General features: G+C 57.9%; 17 protein-coding genes. 5 read left to right on the forward strand and 12 right to left on the reverse strand.

What is annotated here, in order from left to right; all coding sequences use genetic code 11:
* Positions 1-10: 10 nt before the first annotated feature.
* The 10 genes from H4Q31_RS12835 to H4Q31_RS12880 form a co-directional block, all read right to left on the reverse strand.
* Positions 11-517, reverse strand: a complete 507-nt coding sequence (locus H4Q31_RS12835) for a phage tail protein (RefSeq protein WP_185179458.1) — start codon at positions 515-517, stop codon at positions 11-13.
* A 66-nt stretch (positions 518-583) separates the two neighbouring features.
* Positions 584-1,096 (reverse strand): phage tail protein, encoded by a 513-nt coding sequence (locus tag H4Q31_RS12840; protein WP_185179459.1) that lies wholly within the window; start codon positions 1,094-1,096, stop codon positions 584-586.
* Between the two features lie 15 nt (positions 1,097-1,111).
* On the reverse strand, positions 1,112-1,426 hold the full coding sequence (locus H4Q31_RS12845) for a DUF6916 family protein (RefSeq protein WP_185179460.1): 315 nt from the start codon (positions 1,424-1,426) through the stop codon (positions 1,112-1,114).
* A gap of 29 nt (positions 1,427-1,455) precedes the next feature.
* Entirely contained in the window at positions 1,456-1,932 is a 477-nt protein-coding gene (locus H4Q31_RS12850; RefSeq protein ID WP_185179461.1) for a GNAT family N-acetyltransferase, read from the reverse strand.
* A 24-nt stretch (positions 1,933-1,956) separates the two neighbouring features.
* Positions 1,957-7,350, reverse strand: a complete 5,394-nt coding sequence (locus H4Q31_RS12855) for a cadherin domain-containing protein (protein ID WP_185179462.1) — start codon at positions 7,348-7,350, stop codon at positions 1,957-1,959.
* A 295-nt stretch (positions 7,351-7,645) separates the two neighbouring features.
* On the reverse strand, positions 7,646-8,542 hold the full coding sequence (locus tag H4Q31_RS12860; RefSeq protein ID WP_311771730.1) for an alpha/beta fold hydrolase: 897 nt from the start codon (positions 8,540-8,542) through the stop codon (positions 7,646-7,648).
* Positions 8,539-9,192, reverse strand: a complete 654-nt coding sequence (locus H4Q31_RS12865) for a TetR/AcrR family transcriptional regulator (protein ID WP_185179463.1) — start codon at positions 9,190-9,192, stop codon at positions 8,539-8,541. The genes H4Q31_RS12860 and H4Q31_RS12865 overlap by 4 nt, the downstream gene beginning before the upstream one ends.
* Positions 9,193-9,233: 41 nt before the next feature.
* Positions 9,234-9,773: an HXXEE domain-containing protein gene (locus H4Q31_RS12870; protein WP_185179464.1), complete on the reverse strand. Its 540-nt coding sequence runs from the start codon at positions 9,771-9,773 to the stop codon at positions 9,234-9,236.
* Entirely contained in the window at positions 9,770-10,180 is a 411-nt protein-coding gene (locus H4Q31_RS12875; protein WP_221626832.1) for a VOC family protein, read from the reverse strand. Before H4Q31_RS12875 ends, H4Q31_RS12870 begins: the two co-directional genes overlap by 4 nt.
* Positions 10,181-10,294: 114 nt before the next feature.
* Positions 10,295-10,861, reverse strand: a complete 567-nt coding sequence (locus tag H4Q31_RS12880; RefSeq protein ID WP_185179465.1) for a CGNR zinc finger domain-containing protein — start codon at positions 10,859-10,861, stop codon at positions 10,295-10,297.
* A gap of 152 nt (positions 10,862-11,013) precedes the next feature.
* Here H4Q31_RS12880 and H4Q31_RS12885 point away from each other — a divergent pair, with 152 nt between their 5' ends.
* The gene (locus H4Q31_RS12885; protein WP_185179466.1) at positions 11,014-11,499 is read left to right on the forward strand and encodes a DinB family protein; all 486 of its coding nucleotides are present in this window, start codon (positions 11,014-11,016) and stop codon (positions 11,497-11,499) included.
* Positions 11,500-11,570: 71 nt separating this feature from the next.
* On the opposite strand, the gene H4Q31_RS12890 is transcribed toward H4Q31_RS12885, so the two are convergent.
* Together H4Q31_RS12890 and H4Q31_RS12895 are read right to left on the reverse strand one after the other, a co-directional pair.
* Entirely contained in the window at positions 11,571-12,800 is a 1,230-nt protein-coding gene (locus tag H4Q31_RS12890; protein WP_185179467.1) for a bifunctional 3,4-dihydroxy-2-butanone-4-phosphate synthase/GTP cyclohydrolase II, read from the reverse strand.
* Positions 12,801-12,815: 15 nt separating this feature from the next.
* Positions 12,816-13,352, reverse strand: coding sequence for an NAD(P)H-dependent oxidoreductase (locus H4Q31_RS12895; protein WP_185179468.1), 537 nt, complete (start codon positions 13,350-13,352; stop codon positions 12,816-12,818).
* A gap of 290 nt (positions 13,353-13,642) precedes the next feature.
* On the opposite strand from H4Q31_RS12895, the gene H4Q31_RS12900 reads away from it, so the two are divergent.
* The 4 genes from H4Q31_RS12900 (at position 13,643) to H4Q31_RS12915 (ending at position 17,992) form a co-directional block, all read left to right on the forward strand.
* On the forward strand, positions 13,643-14,566 hold the full coding sequence (locus H4Q31_RS12900; protein WP_185179469.1) for an FMN-binding protein: 924 nt from the start codon (positions 13,643-13,645) through the stop codon (positions 14,564-14,566).
* 74 nt (positions 14,567-14,640) lie between these two features.
* The gene (locus tag H4Q31_RS12905) at positions 14,641-16,509 is read left to right on the forward strand and encodes an FAD-dependent oxidoreductase (RefSeq protein WP_185179470.1); all 1,869 of its coding nucleotides are present in this window, start codon (positions 14,641-14,643) and stop codon (positions 16,507-16,509) included.
* A 16-nt stretch (positions 16,510-16,525) separates the two neighbouring features.
* Positions 16,526-16,960, forward strand: coding sequence for a hypothetical protein (locus tag H4Q31_RS12910; RefSeq protein ID WP_185179471.1), 435 nt, complete (start codon positions 16,526-16,528; stop codon positions 16,958-16,960).
* Between the two features lie 18 nt (positions 16,961-16,978).
* Positions 16,979-17,992 (forward strand): polyprenyl synthetase family protein, encoded by a 1,014-nt coding sequence (locus H4Q31_RS12915; RefSeq protein WP_185179472.1) that lies wholly within the window; start codon positions 16,979-16,981, stop codon positions 17,990-17,992.
* The last annotated feature ends 319 nt before the right edge of the window (positions 17,993-18,311 follow it).

Below are 18,311 nucleotides of genomic sequence, written 5' to 3' on the forward strand. Positions count from 1 at the left end.
GACGTCCTCCTTAATTGTGCGTCGGGAAGATTCCCGCCGTGCAGATGCAGAAGCTGACAACCGCGTACGGCTGCATGTTCGTATGAGGCTGGCTTGCCCCGGCTTGCCGGAGAGCTTGCATGCTCATCACCCCGTCGGCCGTCGCCTGGTACGTATTGGCAGATGCGTTGTCGGGCACTGCCCAGGTGTTGCCGGCTGGCACCGTGGCTGTCGCCGTAGAACTGCTGGCATAAGCCGTATGGGTATGCCTTGGAATCTCATTGGCCGTCAGCGTGTGAGCCTCTTCGCCGCCGGTCTGGCCGAGCGCGATTCCTTGTCCGTAGAAGACGGGCGTTCTGCCGCGCAGATCCGGCAGCGCGAAGGTCGTGCGGCCGTCTCCTCCGTAGGTAGTGCCGATAATGGCGAATAGCGCTTGATTCTGGTTAATGCTCAGCAACGAACCGTCGCACACCGCCCAGCCTCTGGGCGCGTAACTCATCGGAAACAGTCGGATCTCTCCGAGATAGGCTTCGGACATCGTATTCTCTCCCCGCTGGATTGGTAGGCTTACACCATACTTAACATTTCAGATGTTGCGATAGGCTCATTGCTGCGACGGCCAGATGCCGTAGCAGCTAATGATATAGCTGACGCACGTGAACGGCATCACATTGTTATGGGGCTGCCCGCCGCCGACGGACGACAGGCTGCCCGGATTCATCTCGCTGTCGACCGTTCCCGTGGAATACTCGTTAATCCCCTTCGCCCAGTAAGCATTGCTTGGGCTGTGCACTTCTCCGGCTTGCGAAGAAGCTGCGACCGGATGCGTGTGCGCCGGAAGCTGGCTCTCCAGCAGCGTCACATTCTCGGAGCCGCCATATTCGCCGAGAATGTAGCTCGTTCCGGTAGACGGACTCCGTCCTTGTCCGACGGGAATTCGGCCTTGCAGGTTGGGAAGCGCGAAGGTCGTCTGCCCGTCTCCCCCGTAAGTGGTGCCGATCAGCGTGAACAACGTCTCGTACTGCGAGACCAATAGCTCCTGCCCGTTGCAGAATAGCCAACCGACTGGAGCGAAGTTGCCGCCGAACATTCGAATCTCGCCAACATAAGGTTCCATAGTCTTCATCCTCTCTCATTGTTGTTCTGATAAGTTCTTGATCCGGTTGAAAATAACTTGATAGATCATGCCCGTCTCGCGCCGCGCGATCGGAACCATGAACAAGCTGCCTTCTCCCAACGTCCGATGGGAGAAGCGATACGTGCGCTGCGGAAGCGCCGGAGCCGGCGGACCGGACAATTCCAGCGAGAAGAGCTCCCGCTCCGGATGATCCGAATGGCCGCTAATATCCGTGAGCCGAAGCTCTATCTCGGAACCGTCCTGCTCCCATGAGACATAGAAGGCCGAATTCCGCTGGGCCGCGAAGTCCGAATACGCGAATGAATCCATCTGTTCCTCCTCCGATACGAAGATGCTAGCTATATCTGCAATGGGATGACCCATTCCATTCGGATGTCGATAGAAGCCTGTTCAACCGGCACGAAGCCGAGCCGCTCATAGAGCCGCAAGGCTGGGTTGTCCGTCCGTACGGTCAGTCGCACCTTGCGGAATGACTGGCCTGCCGCCTCGCATTGAAGCTGGCGAATGGCCTCGGTCCCGATGCCGCGGCTGCGGTATTCGGGAAGCAGCGAGAGATCGATCAATACCAGCGTATCGTCTTCCGCTGCCGAATGCAGCTTCCCGACAGGCGCCCCCGCGAACTCGATCGTGCGAACCGTGCCGTTCGGGTAACTGGTCTTGTACGCTTGCTGCTGCATCCGGAATTGCATCGCCAGGAACGGCTGACGCAGCTCCTCCGGCCACCCCCAGGCTTCCATCTCGGAAGCCCGGGAAGCGGCATATAGCTCGAAGGACAGCCGTTCGTCCGGCGGATCGTTCAACAATCTAGTCTTCATGCAAGCCTCCAGATTGGCCTTAGGTTAGTCTTGTTCGATCAAGCCGCCGCCGCGAAGAAGTTGAACGACCGAATAGCATAGCTGTTCGCGAGTCATCGGAGCCGACGGACGGAATTCCCCTCCTTCGTCATGCACCAGCCCAAGAATTTGGCTGATTGCCAAAGCCTCCTGAGCCCAATCCTGCACGTTCGCCGCGTCGGCATAGCCATCCAGCGCCTGCTCCCTCTCCTGATCGGTGAAGGAGGCGTTCAAGCCCGCCAGCTTTAGAGCACGGGAGAGGACGGCGAACGCTTCCTGGCGAGAGATCGTCTGCGACGGATGGAACGTGCCGTCCGGATAGCCGGAGAACAGCCCCTGATCGACTGCGGTCCCCACCGCATCGGCATACCAAGCTGCCGAGTCGGTATCCTTGAAGCCGGCAGCCGGCGTCGCGGAGCTCAAGTCGAGCGCCTGAACGAGAATCTTCGCGAATTCCGCGCGGGTGACGCCGCGGTTCGGCTCGAACTTGCCTTCGCCTACCCCGTTCACGATAAGCCGGGAAGCCAGTTCTTCAATGTAGGGCCGCGCCCAACCGGATGTATCCGAGAACGGAGTCGATTCGGACACGAGCACGAACGTGCCGCCGCTGCGGCTGGATACTTCAACGGAATAACCCCCGTCCGCTTGAGCGATGAGGGAAGGGACAGGGCGATACTCGCCGCTTCCGAGCAGCCGGACGGCCGTCGTCGGAGCATTGCCGGATGCCGACAGCTTCAGATTTAAGAAGCCTTCCTCTAGCGGAGCCGCGATCGGAACACCGCCCTTCTCCAGTTGAATCGATACGGGCTTGCCTATGACATGAAGCCCATCCGATTGCGCCGACGGCGCGCTCTCCAGCGTCACGGTTAACGTATCCCCGTCCGCGAGTGCCCAAGCGGACTTTGGCAGCGATAGGACGCCAAGCGATGTCTCAACCGATAGGACAATATCCCGATCGCGCAGCTGGTCGAACAGCCACGGGTCAATCGCGATGTCCACACCTTCCAACTGATCGTTCAGGTGCAGCGTGAGCGTCTTCATGTCGGCAGGCAGGTTCTGCAGCGAGCTGCGATCGAACGAGACATGAAGCCGGCCCGGATCTTGCTCATCGAAGCTTGCGACTACGCTGCCGTCGCCGAGTCCGCCGACCGAGATGTCCGGCTGCTTCGGCGGCGGCACCTCATTGCCTCCGCCCGCCGGCCGGCGGTTCGTGACCGTTACCGTCGCGACATTCGAATCCAGCCGCCCGTCGTTAGCCTTGAAGGTGAACGTTAGCTCTTCGTAATTGCCTGCTTGGGGCTTGAAAGTGAATTTGCCCGTCGCGGCGTCCAGCGTCAGGTCTCCCTTGGCCGGCTGGTCCACGATCATGTAAGTCAGGCCATCCTGTTCAGGATCGCTCGCGGCGAGCTGGCCCTCGATCGGCCGATTGCCGCGCGTCTCGATCGACTGGCTGGCGGCGGCCGGCGCTTCATTGACGTTCTGCACGGCGAGGGAGAGCGTCTGGCTGAACGAGGCGCCTGCCGCGTCGGTGACCTTGATCGTGACGCTCAAGGCGCTCTTCGTCTCATAGTCGAAGGCGACGGCTGACTTCAGGACAGCGCCTTCGATCGCAAGGCTGGACGCATCGGCTCCTCCCGCGATCTCGTAGGTGAAGGAGTCGCCGGCGTCTTGATCCGCCGCGCTTAGCGTGCCGATCGTCGTGCCGGCAGACTGGTTCTCAGCGATCGCATCGTGATCGACCGAGATGGCGGTCGGCGCATCGTTCGCATCGTTCACGGTGATGGTGAACGATTGAACAATCGTTAAGCCGCCGTTGTCCGTCGCTTGCACTTCGACATCATAGCTTTGCTTCGACTCGTAATCGAAGGACGCTGCCGTTCGAAGCGTGTTGCCGGCGATGGCGAAGCTTGCGGCGTCCGCGCCGCCTGCGATGCTATAGACGAAGCTGTCGCCCGCATCCGGATCCGTCCCGGTCAGCGTGCCTATCACAGCGGCGGCCGGCTGGTTCTCATCAATCGCTAGATTGGACAAGGCCAGCGCGGTCGGTGCATCATTCATATCGGTAACGGAGATCGTCAACGTCTTGGCGTAGCTCTCCGTTCCGTCAGTCACGCGGACGCTTATGCTATACAACTTCTTAATCTCGTAGTCGAACTCGGCGTTCGTCAGCAAGTCCGAGCCGGAGATTGAGAAGTAGCCGGCATCCAAGCCCTCGATGGCATAGCTGTACATGCCTCCGCTGTCTTGGTCCGTGACGCTCAGCGTGCCGATCTTCGTTCCCGAAGGCTGCCCTTCCGCCACGCTGGCGGAAGAGAGCATGATATCCGTCGGCGCCTCGTTGACGTCTTGAACGTTGATAACGAGCGTCTTGCTGTAGGTGTTATTACCATGGTCGGTTACTTTCACAGGAACGTTGTACGAGCTCTTCGTCTCGTAATCGAGAACGCTTGTCGTTTTTAACGTATCGCCTGTAATGGTGAATGGCAGCGTGGCGGAAGCATCATCAATCGCATACGTGAACGTATCTCCGGCATCCGGGTCGATAGCTGTAAGCGTGCCGATGGCGGTTCCCGCCGGCTGGTTCTCGTCGATGTCAGAGCTGGACAGCGTCAGACCTGTCGGGCTCTCATTCACGTCGCCGACCGTGACGGTGATCGTCTCGCTGTAGCTTAAATTGTCGCTGTCCGTTACCTTAATCTCGATGGTATAAGAGCTGTTTGCTTCCTGATCGAATACTGCCGTCGTCTTCAATACATTGCCGTCAATCTCGAAGTTGTCGTTCGTTCCGACGATGGCGTATTGGAATGTCTCCCCGGCATCCGGGTCCGTGGCGCTCAACGTTCCAACCGTAGTGCCCGCCGGCTTCCCTTCGTCGATTGCCGACGGAGAGAGCGTGATGTCTGTCGGGGCTTCGCCAATATTATGAACGGTGATGATGAACGTCTTGTTGTAGGCGATATTACCGTGATCCGTCACCTTCACAGGTACGTTGTACGAGCTCTTCGTCTCGTAATCGAGAACGCCTGTCGTCTCTAACGTATCGCCTGTAATGGCAAACGGAAGCGTGCCAGACGCATCATCAATCGAGTATGTGAACGTCTCCCCGGCATCCGGATCGGACGCGCTTAGCGTTCCAACAACCGTGCCGGCCGCCTCGTTCTCGTCTACTTCATCGCCTGCAAGGCTAATAGCCGTAGGCGCTTCATTCACGTTCTCTACCGTAATCGCGAACGTCTTCTCATATGTTAGATTGCCTTTGTCCTTGGCCGAGACTTTAACCTCATAGCTGGCCTTCGCCGTCTCGAAATCGAATGTCTCCTTCGACACCAACTTATCGCCTGAGATGCCGAAGCTTGAAGCGTCCGCGCCGCCTGTAATCTCGTATGCGAAGGAGTCGCCCGCATCCGGATCGACCGCGCTCAAAGTGCCGACTATCGCGCCGGCCTCCTCATTCTCATCAACTGTCGTGCCCGACAAGCTCAGGCCTGTGGGCTTCTCGTTCACATTGGTCACATTAATCGCGAACGTCTTCTGGAACTTAGCCCCTCCGGCATCCGTTACTTGAATCTCGACGTTATAGGTCGTCGGCGGCGTCTCGTAATCGAAGGTTGCCGCCGTCTTAAGCAGGCTTCCGTCGATCGCGAACCTTCCGGCTCCGCCGCCGTCCACGTCAGTGATCTCGTACGTATACGGCTTCGATTCATCCGGGTCCACGGCGCCCAGCGTGCCGATTGTCGTGCCGACGTCCGCATTCTCGGCGATCGACGTTCCCGTAAGGGTGATGTTGGTCGGCTTGTCGTTCACGTCGTTGACCGATATCTCTAGCGGATCGGTGGTATAGGCCAAACCGCCAGCATCTGTAACTTTAATTCGAATGGAATAGGAGGACTGCGTGTTGTAATTGAAAATTTGGTTGGATTGAAGGCTATTGCCCTCTATCTTAAACACAGCCTTATCCGTGCCTTCCACAGAGTACGTCAGCGTATCCGACGCATCCGGATCGGCTCCTGTTAGCTGCCCGACCTCCGTGCCGACGGGAAGCCCTTCGTCAATGTCCGACTTGCTCAGCGACACGCCGGTCGGCGCTTCGTTGACGTTAGCAACCGAGATCGTTAATGTCTTCGTGAAAGGGGCGCTGTCATCCTTGACACCCTCGCTCACTCCGATGTCCGTTACCTTCACGTTCACTTGGTATTGATTCTTCGTCTCGTAATCGAATGAGACCGTCGATTGCAATTCCGTTCCAACGAGCTTAAACGACGCTCCGTCCAGTCCTTCTTCGAGTGAGAAGGTATAGGATCCTTTGGTCTGATCCGGATCGTCGATCGCCTCTAATTGCCCGATAGCCGTACTGACAGGCTTGTTCTCGGCAATCGAGGCATTCGTCAGCCTAATATCGGCCGGGGCTTCATTCACGTCGGTCACGCTTATCGTAAAGTCTTTGGATACCGACGATCCAGCCGGATCAGACGCGGTGATAGTCAACTCATAAGAATCTTCATCTTCAGCTTCATAATCGAACGAATCCGCCGTCTGCAACTCATCGCCGACAATCTGGAATTTCGTCGTATCCCCGCCAGTAATCGTATAAGTCAGCGTGTCCCCATCCGCATCTGTCGCGCTCAACGTGCCAACAACCGTACCTGCGGGCTCGTTCTCAGCAATAGAGCTGCCGGATAGCGTCAGATCGGACGGCGGATTGTTGATGACATATGTCACTTCCAACTTCGCCGGTTGGCCTTGACAGTCAGGGACGTCGGCATCACAGATGCCGATCATGCCGTCCACTTTGTCGGGATCGCTGTCAAAGTCGTCTTTCATCGTACCTGTAAGGACGAAGGAAGCCGCGGAGGCCGCGTTCGTTGTCCACGCATCGTTCACAAAATCGGTCACGTCGAACGTGATTTGAACAGCAGCAGGGTCTATCGGTCCCGTCTGTTCGATCAGTATCAAACCGTCAGAGGCAGGGAAGCCCACCTTGTTCTCCTCCCAGGTATTATCACTCGCCCCATACAGCTTGACATACATCACATTCGATCCGATAAACGGTTTGTCGAATATCAATCGGGCTAACTTCACAGTCGCCCCCTCCGGCCTAGTCCCGAGTCCCGGAATCGGATCATCTGTCGGATTCGCTCCTAGCGGAAAGCGCAGCACTGTACGGGAAGAGCCGTAATCGCCGCTTAAATCTCTATAGTAGCCAACGTAGTTATAGCTTGAGACCGAAGGGTCCCCAGTTGGATACTCAACACCTAGCGCTTCAGACTTGTCCTGATCCACGCCGAGAGTCTCTGTCACAGATGACGTCTCCGCCCCCGCCTTCCCCACACCTATAGCCGGCAGCATCAGCGCGGCGGCCAAGACGACTGCCAACGTCCGCGACAGCCAATTGCTAACCACATCAATCTCCCCCTGACCAATAAAAAATGCGAATCCCCGTTCCGGAATCCGCATGCTTGCTTCCCAATTATGTTGAACTTCCATGATGACGCGAGGCATGTGATCCGAAAGCGCCAAGCCAAATACTAGCTTAGTGATTATATCACAGCCATGTGTAATTTAGTTTATAAAATGAACAAAAAATAGCAATTTTTATGATAGATGTTGTCGACCGTTGTCCACCCTCTATCTACTGGCGCTGCCTGGAGACGGTCCGCTAAATTTGACAAGGCAGCTGGAATAGCGGCAGTTACCCTTATCCGGCGGCATGCTCCTGCGGCAGCCCTGAACGCCGTTCAAGAAATGCCAGCATGAGCGCATTCACTTCATCGGGCCGCTCCAACGGAAGACCATGTCCGGCGTCCTTCACGATGACCGCCTCAACCGACGGCATTGTGCTCTCCGCACGGCGCGCAGCCGCCTGTGCGTCATATTGGATCTCTTGGTCGCCGATCAATAGCAGCGTCGGTACTAGAAGACGCTTCAGCTCTTCGTCCCTCATATTAGAGACGAACAGCTTCGTGCGGGGCAGCGCATTCTGCATCGCCGTCACGAATTGCTCCTTGAGCGCCGGATGAATGGTGTTGCCCTTGCCGGTCATATAATCCATCAGCCTATGAATCCTCTTCGAAGAAGGGAACATGCCGGCCAGCAGACACCGAAGGAAGAATCCTTTGCCTTGCGGCAGAACGCCGCCTCCCGGACTGAGCACGATCAGCCTGCGAACCCGGGACGTCAGCCGCGCCGCCAGAATCATCGCGATGAAGCCGCCGAAGGAATGGCCCAAGAGATGAACCTTCTGCACGCCTAACCCGTCCATCAGCTCCTCGGCCCAGTCGGCGCACTCCTGCTTGCTGCAGATTGGCCGCGACGCCTCGCTCTTGTTAATGTCGCCGGGAAAATCAACCGCATAGACGCGGTAACGAGCGCTCAGCGCCTCAATATTCTCCAGCCATACCGTGGAGCTGAAGGCGAAGCCGTGGAACAGAAGGATCGGCTCGGCATGCTCCGGCCCGGCCGCTAGTACGTGCGTCTTGCCGAAGGAGGTGTCCACGTATCGTGACTCCGCGGGAACCTTCCAAAGGCTTAGCGAGTAATCATAAGCTTGCATCAGAAGCTCCGGGCTTCCTCCCTTGCGATAAATCGAAGTCACGGTTGGTCAGCCTCCTTAGCGATTATCGTCGCGAAGAATTCAATGTGCTCTGCCATACTCCGTTCGATCTGCGCCGTATCTCCACCGTCCAATCGAAGCAGGAGATACTCGGCGATCATGCCGAACAGCGGGTATTGATATTCGGCGGCCAGCCTCCTTGCGGGCAGCGGGCGAACGAGACCGTGCTCGATATAGATGGCGAACGCAGCTTCCAGGAAGTCGATCGTCCTCCCGATGACATCATTCAGATAGATATCGCGGGCCAGCTTGTGGCGGCATTGCTCAAGGTAGAGAATGCGCCAGATCGCTTCCATCCCGGGACTCTGAACGTGCGCCAAGAAGTTGCGATATCCTTGCCGCAGGAAATCGCCGGGACGCATGGCACCGGCAATCGCTTCGAGTTGGGCGATCGGGGGCATGATTCGCTCAACGCTCTGGCGGAAGTTCGCGAAGATCGTCTCCAGCAGCTCATTCTTGCTGCGATAATGATTGTAGAACGAGCTCTCCTTCATTCCCGCTTCCCGCGTGATGTCACGGATCGATACCGCGCTGAATCCCTTCAGCGAGAACGCGTCGATGGCGATCGTGAGCAGCTTAATCTTGTTGGCGTTAGCGATCGGCGCACCGCTGACATCTATATATGTAATCACGCTTTAATCCCCCTCTTAAGATATCTCCTTGTGTAATTGGACTAGGCGAGCTTCTTCCCCGTCCATTGGGCGAATAAGACGACCGGAAGCGCCAGCACGATGAAGGGCAAGCATTCGAACAGCATCTGCCAATCGACGAAGCGGTTGTCGAACAACGACCGGAACAGAAGCAAGCTGTAGGGAAGCACAACAAGGACGGACGTGACGGCCCCCGGCGTCACGGAACGGAAGTAGAACGATTGCGCGACGTGGGTAAACAAGTGGATAAAAAACAATAGATTGCACACCAAGAAAGGCCTGATTGTGCCGAGCGGGCCGCCGGAAGTAGACTGGTAGGCTAAATAAGCGGAGCTTCCAACGAAGAGGAACACGACGAGCACCGCCACGGCGAACTGAGCCGTCGTCATCTCGAACTGCTTCAGCACTCTGTCCGCCAATCGTTCGGGCAGCTTGCTCCGCACTGTATTCGCATGTGAAGCGACCCATTTCTCCACCGTAATAATCTCTTCTAGATCATGAATGACAAAAGCGACGGGAAAAAGCCAGATCAACGCCTCGAGCGGAAGCCATTCTCCGTTCATAATCCATCCGCTTCCGCTGCGTTGGATATCTCGATCAGGTTCTGGTCCGGATCGCGGATATAGACCGAGTCGATCGGCCCCATCGCTCCGGTTCGCCGTACCGGTCCCTCTTCAATCGCGACTTCGCAAGCTTCAAGATGCCGAATCACGTCAGGCAGCGGCGTATGCGCCAGCAAGCACAGATCCGCCGATCCGGGCACGGGACTCTCTGCCTTCGGCTCGAATTCTTTGCCCTTCTCATGCAAGTTGATCTTCTGTGTGCCAAATTTCAACGCGAAGCGTCCGCCCGCGAACCGGACGGCTTCCATTCCGAGGACGTCCTCGTAAAACCTTACCGTTCTCTCCAAATCCCGTACCGTTAATACCAAATGATCCAGCCTGTTCAACACGATTCCTGTAGAAGTCATGCTCTCATCCTCCCGGTACAAGCCTATTTTCAACTAACTAACGATCGTTAGTTTGCATTTTAAGGTAATACCTTCCTGCCGTCAATAGTTTAAATAGATCCCGTCAGCATGAAGCTACTTCTCCCCAGGGGGAGCCGAAGCCTCGGCTTTCCGGCGCGCGCGGAATCGGCGAACCTTCATCACGTTGCCGCACATCTTGTCGTCACAGTAGCGCTTGGAGCGATTACGCGTCTCGTCATAATAGACCCACAGGCAATCGGGATTGTCGCAGATCCGGACCCGGGAAGGCTCATTATGGACCAGCATCTCTGCGAAGGTGGCCGCGATCTCCGCCATGATCTGCTGCCAGCCGCTAGCAGCAGGCGTCTGGCGAAGCGTGAAGCGTCCGTCTTCCGCTGCGAGCTTCCGAATAACGGCGCCTTGCGACAGCGTCGCATTAAGAGAAGCCACCGCATCGCTTGAAGGCTCGCGGCCTTGGACAAGCTCGTGAACGATGGCGAGCATAAGAGAACGAAGACGCTTGAGCTCCGCAAGCTCATCCAGATTAGGCGGCCGATCCGCCGCAATCTGATATTGCGAGAGCAGCTTAAGCAGCCAGCCCGGCCTGTCCAGCCGGTCCTCGGAACGGCCGCCGCCGCGCCAATCGTGATAGTCGCTGTTGAGGAAGTCATCCCATAGCATCGTCGAATCCGTCCCTTTTTTCTCACCATTGTAACAATTTAAATGGTGTTAAGCTAGTTACTTGATTAGGCATCCGAATTATGGTAAATTCCACTAGTGTAACAATCTAAATTATTATTAAGTGGTTACAGATCATTAAGGAGGACACTTGAATGGACACATCGAACCTGCTTCGGCTGAACTGGGAGATCTGTTACGACAAGGAGGATTGGTTCCTGCCAGTCGCGGATGCGTTGAAGGGGTTAACTGCCGAGCAAGCGCATTGGCGGCCGGAGGGAGGACCCGTGAATACGATCTGGGAGACATTAAACCATTTGATTTTCTACAAGGAACGCATGTTGAAGAGGATGATGGGCGAAGAGACCGCTTATCCCGAAGGGGTGACGAACGAGGATACGTTCAAGGTGGAGTCGACAGGCGAGGAAGCTTGGGCAGAGACCGTCCAGCACAGCCACGACGTTCACCTCGCCATTCGCGAACGGATCGCAGGCTTGAAGGACGACGATTGGGAGAATGCGGCTCCAGGGCGCCGGCTAGACCAGTGGCTGAACAGTCTGGCGCTTCACGACGCGCATCACGCCGGGCAGATCGTTCTGCTTCGCAAGCTGCAAGGCTCTTGGCCGGCTCAGCGTTCATAACAAGCAGCATGCATAGCAGATAACAAGAGACCTGCCGGCGAACTGGCGGGTCTCTTGGGCTTGTGCGATACTCACACGCGAGCCGCAGGCGCCTCTGCGGTCAGAATATGCCCCATCCTCCGTTCCTTCGTCTCCAGGTAGGCCCAATTGCTTGCATTCGGCTCCGTCGTCAGCGGCAGCCGTTCAGCGATGCGCACTCCGTATTGTTCAAGCGACCGGCACTTATGGGGATTATTCGTCAACAGCTTGATCTCTCTCAGCCCTAGGTCCTTCAGCATTTGGGCGGCGACGGCATAGTTCCGCGCATCCGGAGGGAAGCCGAGCGCCAGATTCGCTTCCACCGTATCCAGCCCTCGCTCCTGCAGCTCGTACGCCTTCAGCTTGTTCAACAAACCAATGCCGCGCCCTTCTTGCCGCATATAAAGCAGTACCCCTTCGCCCGCCGATTCGATCCTCTCCATCGCGAGCGCCAGTTGCTCTCCGCAGTCGCACCGCCGGGATTGGAACACGTCGCCGGTCAGGCATTCGGAGTGTACCCGTACCAGCACCGGACGGCTGCCGTCGGGCTGCCCTTTGACGATAGCCAGATGCTCCTTGCCGTCCGCCTCGTTGCTGTAGGCAATCGTCCGGAAGCTCCCGAAGCTGGTCGGCAAGTCGATCTCGGCCTCCCGTTTGACCAGCGGCTCGTTCATCTGCCGGTATCGGATCAAATCCCTTATCGCAATCAGCTTCAAACCGTGTCTGCGCGCCAGAGCGAATAGCTCGGGGAGCCGTGCCATCTCTCCATCCTCGCCGACAACCTCGCAGATCAGCGCCGCCGGATATGCCCCGCACAGCTTGGCCAGATCCACCGAAGCTTCGGTGTGCCCGGGCCGCTCGAGCACCCCTCCTGGCCTCGCGATCAGCGGGAATACGTGCCCCGGCCGCCGGAAATCCGCCGGCTGCGCCTGCGCGCTGCAGAGCTCGCGGATGGTCCGGGAGCGATCGATAGCGGAGATTCCCGTCGTCGTCGCCTGGTGATCGACGGACACCGTGAAGGCCGTGCCATGCGCATCCGTATTCCGCTCAGTCATCGGCCTCAGCCCCAATTCCGCTGCCCGGCTCCCCGTGATCGGCGCGCATAGCAAGCCCCGCCCATAACGGATCATGAAGTTGACGGTCTCCGGCGTTACCCGGTCCGCAAGCGCAACCAGGTCCCCTTCGTTCTCCCTGTCCTCGTCGTCCGTCACGATCACGATGCGGCCTGCAGCCAGATCAGCCAGCGCTTCCTCAATCGAATGAAGGCGGATCTCCTTGTCCATATCTCTCCCGCCCCTTCACGTTAGAATGGTCGTTCTGCTCACGTGCCGGACATATTCGCCGGCCATACGTTCCAGCTCGCCGTCCGACATCTGCTGGGCGCCGTGTATGATGAAGGAGGGCAGTTGCTTCATGCCTACCAATTGGAACCCGATCTGATACGGACGGGTAAATTCGTCTACTGTGAATCGGTTATAACCCTCTCTGCCATAAGCCTCCGCCGAGCTTCCGGTGCTGATCGCCAGTCCCCATTCCTTGCCAACGAGCTTATCCCCGCCGGGTCCGTGCGCCCAGCCGAACGTCATTACCTCATCGATCCACTTCTTCAGGAGCGATGGTGCGCTGTACCACCAGAACGGGAATTGGAACACCACTCTGTCATGCGCCAGCAACAGCTCCTGCTCCCTCGCAACGTCGATCCTCCCATCCGGATATTCGGCGTACAAATCGCGAACGGTCAGGCCGCCTGCCTGCTTGGCCGCCTCCACGAGCTTTCGGTTCATTCTTGAGCCATCCGCAAGCGATGGATGGACGGCTATTATCATCGTTTTCATACGCTGACCCCCTAGTCGTCATCCGGAGGCCGAACCATCCGCCGGTCTCCGTGAACTTTAGTGGCAGTGTACCAATGGCGGTTCATGCCCGAATATGACCTAAATCACGGAACAGCGCCTTTGGCCGAATCGATAAAGAATCTCCCTAACAATTTTGCAATCGTGATTTAGGTCACGTCGATCTTAGAAAATATCAGGTAAAGTGGAAGGCAAAGGGGTTTGAGAATCTTTTCACAAACAATTTGGAGGAGGCCCAAACCCTCAGACAATCAGATTGGGAGGAATATAAGATGCAACGTTGGATGGGGTTCGCTGTATCTCTAGTGGTGATAATGGGAGGGCTTACGGCCTGCGGCGGCAACAACAAGGATAACGCCGCTTCATCTGTGCCTGCCCAAAGCGCGCAAGCTTCTGCTTCCTCTTCTGCTTCCGCATCTGCCGAGCCTGCGGCACCGGCCGAGCAGCAGGGCTATCAGGACGGCGTATACTACGCGGAAGCTGCGGACTTCGATGCCGATTCCGGCTGGAAAGAAGTCGTCTCTCTGAAAGTGGACGGCGGCAAGATCGCCGCCGTCGATTGGAACGCCTTGAACAAGGACGGCGGTCTCGACAAGAAGACTTATTCCGAGAAAGGCTTCTACGGCATGAAGGCAGGCGGCGCTTCAGCCGAATGGCACGAGCAAGCGGCTAAAGCCGAGCAGTTCCTGTTGGACAGCCAAGATCCGAAGGCGATCTCCGTGAAGGATGACGGCACGACCGACGCGATCTCCGGCGTCTCGATCCACGTCGGCGGATTCCAAGGGCTCGTCGAGAAGGCGCTGGCAGCCGGCCCTGTACAAGCCGGTCCATACAAGGACGGCGTCTACTATGCGGAAGCTGCTGAATTCGAGGCCGACTCCGGCTGGAAAGACAATGTGACGCTCACGGTCATGGCCGGCAGGATCGCGGCCGTCAGTTGGAACTCCACCAGCAAGGACGGCGGCGCAGACAAGGTCACCCGCTCCAAGAGCGGCGAGTACGACATCAAGAAAGGCGGCGGGCAGGCTGCTTGGCACGAAGAAGCGGCTAAGGCGCAGGCTTACTTGATCGAGAAGCAGGACCCGGCTGCGGTCGCCGTGAAGGACGATGGCACGACGGACGCGATCTCCGGCTGCACGATCCACGTGAGCGGCTTCGTCAGCCTGGCCGAACAAGCGCTGGCCAGCGCCCGTTGATTGAGGGGCCCGGCCAATCCATTTATTTTACCAACTATGTAATCTGACTATTGCCCAAAGGGGGAGTTGCTGCTATGCCGCAAATCGTTGTGCTTGGAGGCGGATACGGAGGCGTATTAACCGCCAAGAAGCTCGCCAAGCAATTGAAGAAGCAGCCGGACACCCGAATTACCCTCATCGACCGGAAGCCGTACCACACTTTGTTAACCGAATTGCATGAGGTCGCCGCAGCGCGGGTGGAAGAGGATTCCATCAAGATCGACCTGAAGAGGATCTTCTCCGGATTCAAGAACGTGGATGTCGTGCTGGACGAGATCGCCGACATCGACTTCGACAGCCGGCAGCTGCACGGCGAACAGGGCACGTATCATTATGATTATCTGGTGATCGGCACGGGGAGCAAGCCGACCTTCTTCGGCATCCCCGGCGCAGACCAGAACGCATTCACGCTCTGGTCCTATGAGGACGCGATTCGCCTGAGAGAGCATACACAGAACTGCTTCCGAGAAGCCGTCAAAGTCCAGAATCCGCATAAGCGCAAGCAGATGCTCACCTTCGTCGTCGTCGGCGGCGGCTTCACCGGCGTCGAGATGGTCGGCGAGCTCGCGGAATACGTGCAAGAGCTGTGCAAGGAATTCCGTGTCGAGCGGGAAGAAGTGTCTCTGTACGTCGTCGACATGGTGAACACCATTCTGCCGATCCTGCCGGAGAAGCTGATCCGCAAGGCGGAGCGCCGTCTGGGCAAGTTAGGCGTTGAGATCATCACCGGCTCCAAGATTACGGAGGTTAAGGCGGATGGCGTGGTCGTCGGCGATCAGGAGATCAAGTCCCGGACCGTCGTCTGGACGGCGGGCGTCGAAGGGTCCGAATTGGCGGGCAGCCTCGATGTCGAGCAGAAAGGCCGCAGACGGATTCTGACGAACGACAAGCTGCAGGTTCCGGCGTACGAGAATGTGTATGTCGTCGGCGACAACATTTTCTACATTCCGGAGGGCTCCCAGAATCCCGTGCCGCAGATGGTCGAGAACGCGGAAGAAGCAGCCCCCGTCATCGCCCACAATATTGCAGCGGACATTCGGGGCTTACCGAAGAAGTCCTACTTGCCCACGTTCCACGGCACGATGGTCTGCATCGGCAGCCGTTACGGCGTCGCCAATGTCGGACTTCCCGGCATGATGATGAAGCTGAGCGGCTGGCCGGCTATGGCGGTCAAGCACCTCATCAATATGTGGTACCTATTCCAGGTGTGCGGCTTCAATAAGGTGTACCATTACGCTCTGCATGAATTTATCCATGTTCGTCATAATCGCAGCTTCCTCGGGGGGCACTTCGCCAAGCGCTCTCCGAACTTCTGGCTCGTTCCGCTGCGAATCTTCGCCGGCGTGATGTGGCTTATCGAAGGCTCCGAGAAGCTGGGGAAAATGTTCGATGATCCCGGCCGGATCTTCCTGATCCCAGCGAAGACTGTCGACGGCACTTCTGGCGCATCGGTCGCGGCGGAAGGCGCGCAGGCGGCGGCTGACGCCGTATCGTCGGCCTCCCAGACAGTCGAGCAGACCGCATCCGCGCTGCCGGTGCCGCACTTCATCAAATCGATCGTCGACTGGTCGATGAATCTCATGTTCTACGGCCCGCACGGCGATTACACTTGGCTGGCCTATGTGTTCCAAGGCGGCATGGTCGCTGCCGAGATGCTCGTCGGCATTCTACTCATCGTCGGCCTGTTCACCGCCCCTGCTGCCGTCGTATCGGTAGCGATGGGCGTCATGGTATGGGTGTCTGGAATGGCGTCCCAGGATATGCTCTGGTATATGGCAGCCGGCATCGCCTTGATCGGAGGATCGGGAAGCACGCTCGGCTTCGATTATTATGTATATCCGTGGTTGAAAAGGGTATGGAAGAAGATCCCCATCGTGCGTCGTTGGTATCTCTATACAGATTAAGAGCGGAGGATAGGCAATGAAGCTTCTGGATGAGACGATCGACATGCTCCGGCAGTATCTCGACGCCGGCGCATCCGGCGTTCTGGAGACCGTCGCGGAGGACGATCTTCTCCGCGAGGTCGCCGGATTGCTGCAGTCCTACGAGCTCGACGAATACCGCAGCCTCACGATTCTGGGCTGCTATGTGCTGATCGGCCTTGCCATGAGCAAGCACCTGGAGCTCGTTCTTAATGACAACGGGGCTCTAACCCGTGGCATATTGGACGGCGATTACCTGCTCGGCCTCTACTACCGAATGATGGCCGCTCGAAGGGAATGGAGGCTCATGGCGCATCTGGCTCCGTTCCAGAAGAGGATGCAATCGGATCTGCTGCAAGGACGTCAGCAACGCGCCGTCATGGCGGAGTTGCGCGACGAGCTGCAGCGTTACCTCGACAGACAATGCGCGTGACGAGAGGAGAGACTGGAGATGGGCAAGCCGTTAAGCGGAGCGCTGAATATCGATCTGGAAGCCATCCAATCCGCGCTTCGGGAAGTGGTGAACAGCGATTCGGATTTGCCCTCCCCTTCTCCGATCCGCGATCATGTGCTGAAGCTCTTGGATGCGGGGGGCAAACGGCTGCGGCCGATTCTGGTGATCGTTGGCAGCCGCTTCGGCCAACCGGTCGGGAAGCCGATCGTGATGCGGACTGCCGTCATGCTGGAATACTTGCACACGGCATCTCTGATCCACGACGACGTAATCGACCGCTCGGAACTGAGGCGCGGCGTTCCAACGCTTCATTCGGTGACGGATGTTCATACGGCCGTCCACGTCGCCAACTATATGATGGCTAGAGCGATCGAATGGACGGCGGGTATCGGTGACGGCAAGCCGCCGGATGAGGGCGGGGACAGCGAGTTCGACGAGACCGTCCAGCACTCAATGGAGCTCGCCTCCATCGTTCCGGAGCTATGTCTTGGCGAATATGTGCAGCTTCGCGACCGCTTCAACTTCGATCGATCGATGGATGAGTATTTGAGCAAGACCCGCAGCAAAACAGCGCTGCTCATGGCCCATTGCCTTAGAGCGGGAGCGAGAGCCGCGGGCGCGGAAGATGAGGTATGCCGGCTGCTGTTCGACTACGGCGAGGCGATCGGCATGGCGTTCCAGATCCGCGACGACGTGCTGGACTATACACAGCCCGAATCCGCGATCGGCAAGCCGGCCGGCTCGGATCTGCGTAACGGCGCGCTGACGCTGCCGGTGCTATATGCATTGGAGGACCCCGCGCTGGCGCCGGTGCTGCGATCGCTTCGGGCGGATTCGTCGGATGCGGAGTATCGGGAGGCGATCCGGTTGATCTGCGATAGCGGAGCGATCGAACGCTCGCTTGAGCTGGCCGACCTCTACGTTGCGGCGTCCGAGGCGATCCTGGACCGGTTGGCCGCTTATCCGGCCAGCCGGGACTTGAAGGTGTTGTCAGGCTATTTCATGCGATGAACGCGTTGAGACGAGCCCTTCTGCCGTTAACCGGCAGAGGGGCTTCTCTCTGTTCGCGTGTTCGCGTTCGCCAGATGCGCCTAATGCGCCGCCTATCCCGCCGCTATCCCGCGCATGTAGTCGATCTGCTCGACCTCTTCCGCCTATTCCCGCCGCTATCCCGCGCATGTAGTCGATCTGCTCGACCTCTTCCGCCTATCCCCCCGCTATCCCGCGCATGTAGTCGATCTGCTCGACCTCTTCCGTCTATCCCCCCGCTATCCCGCGCATGTAGTCGATCTGCTCGACCTCTTCCGCCTATCCCGCCGCTATCCCGCGC

The sequence above is a fragment of the Cohnella lubricantis genome (assembly GCF_014212015.1).
GTDB lineage: Bacteria > Bacillota > Bacilli > Paenibacillales > Paenibacillaceae > Cohnella > Cohnella lubricantis.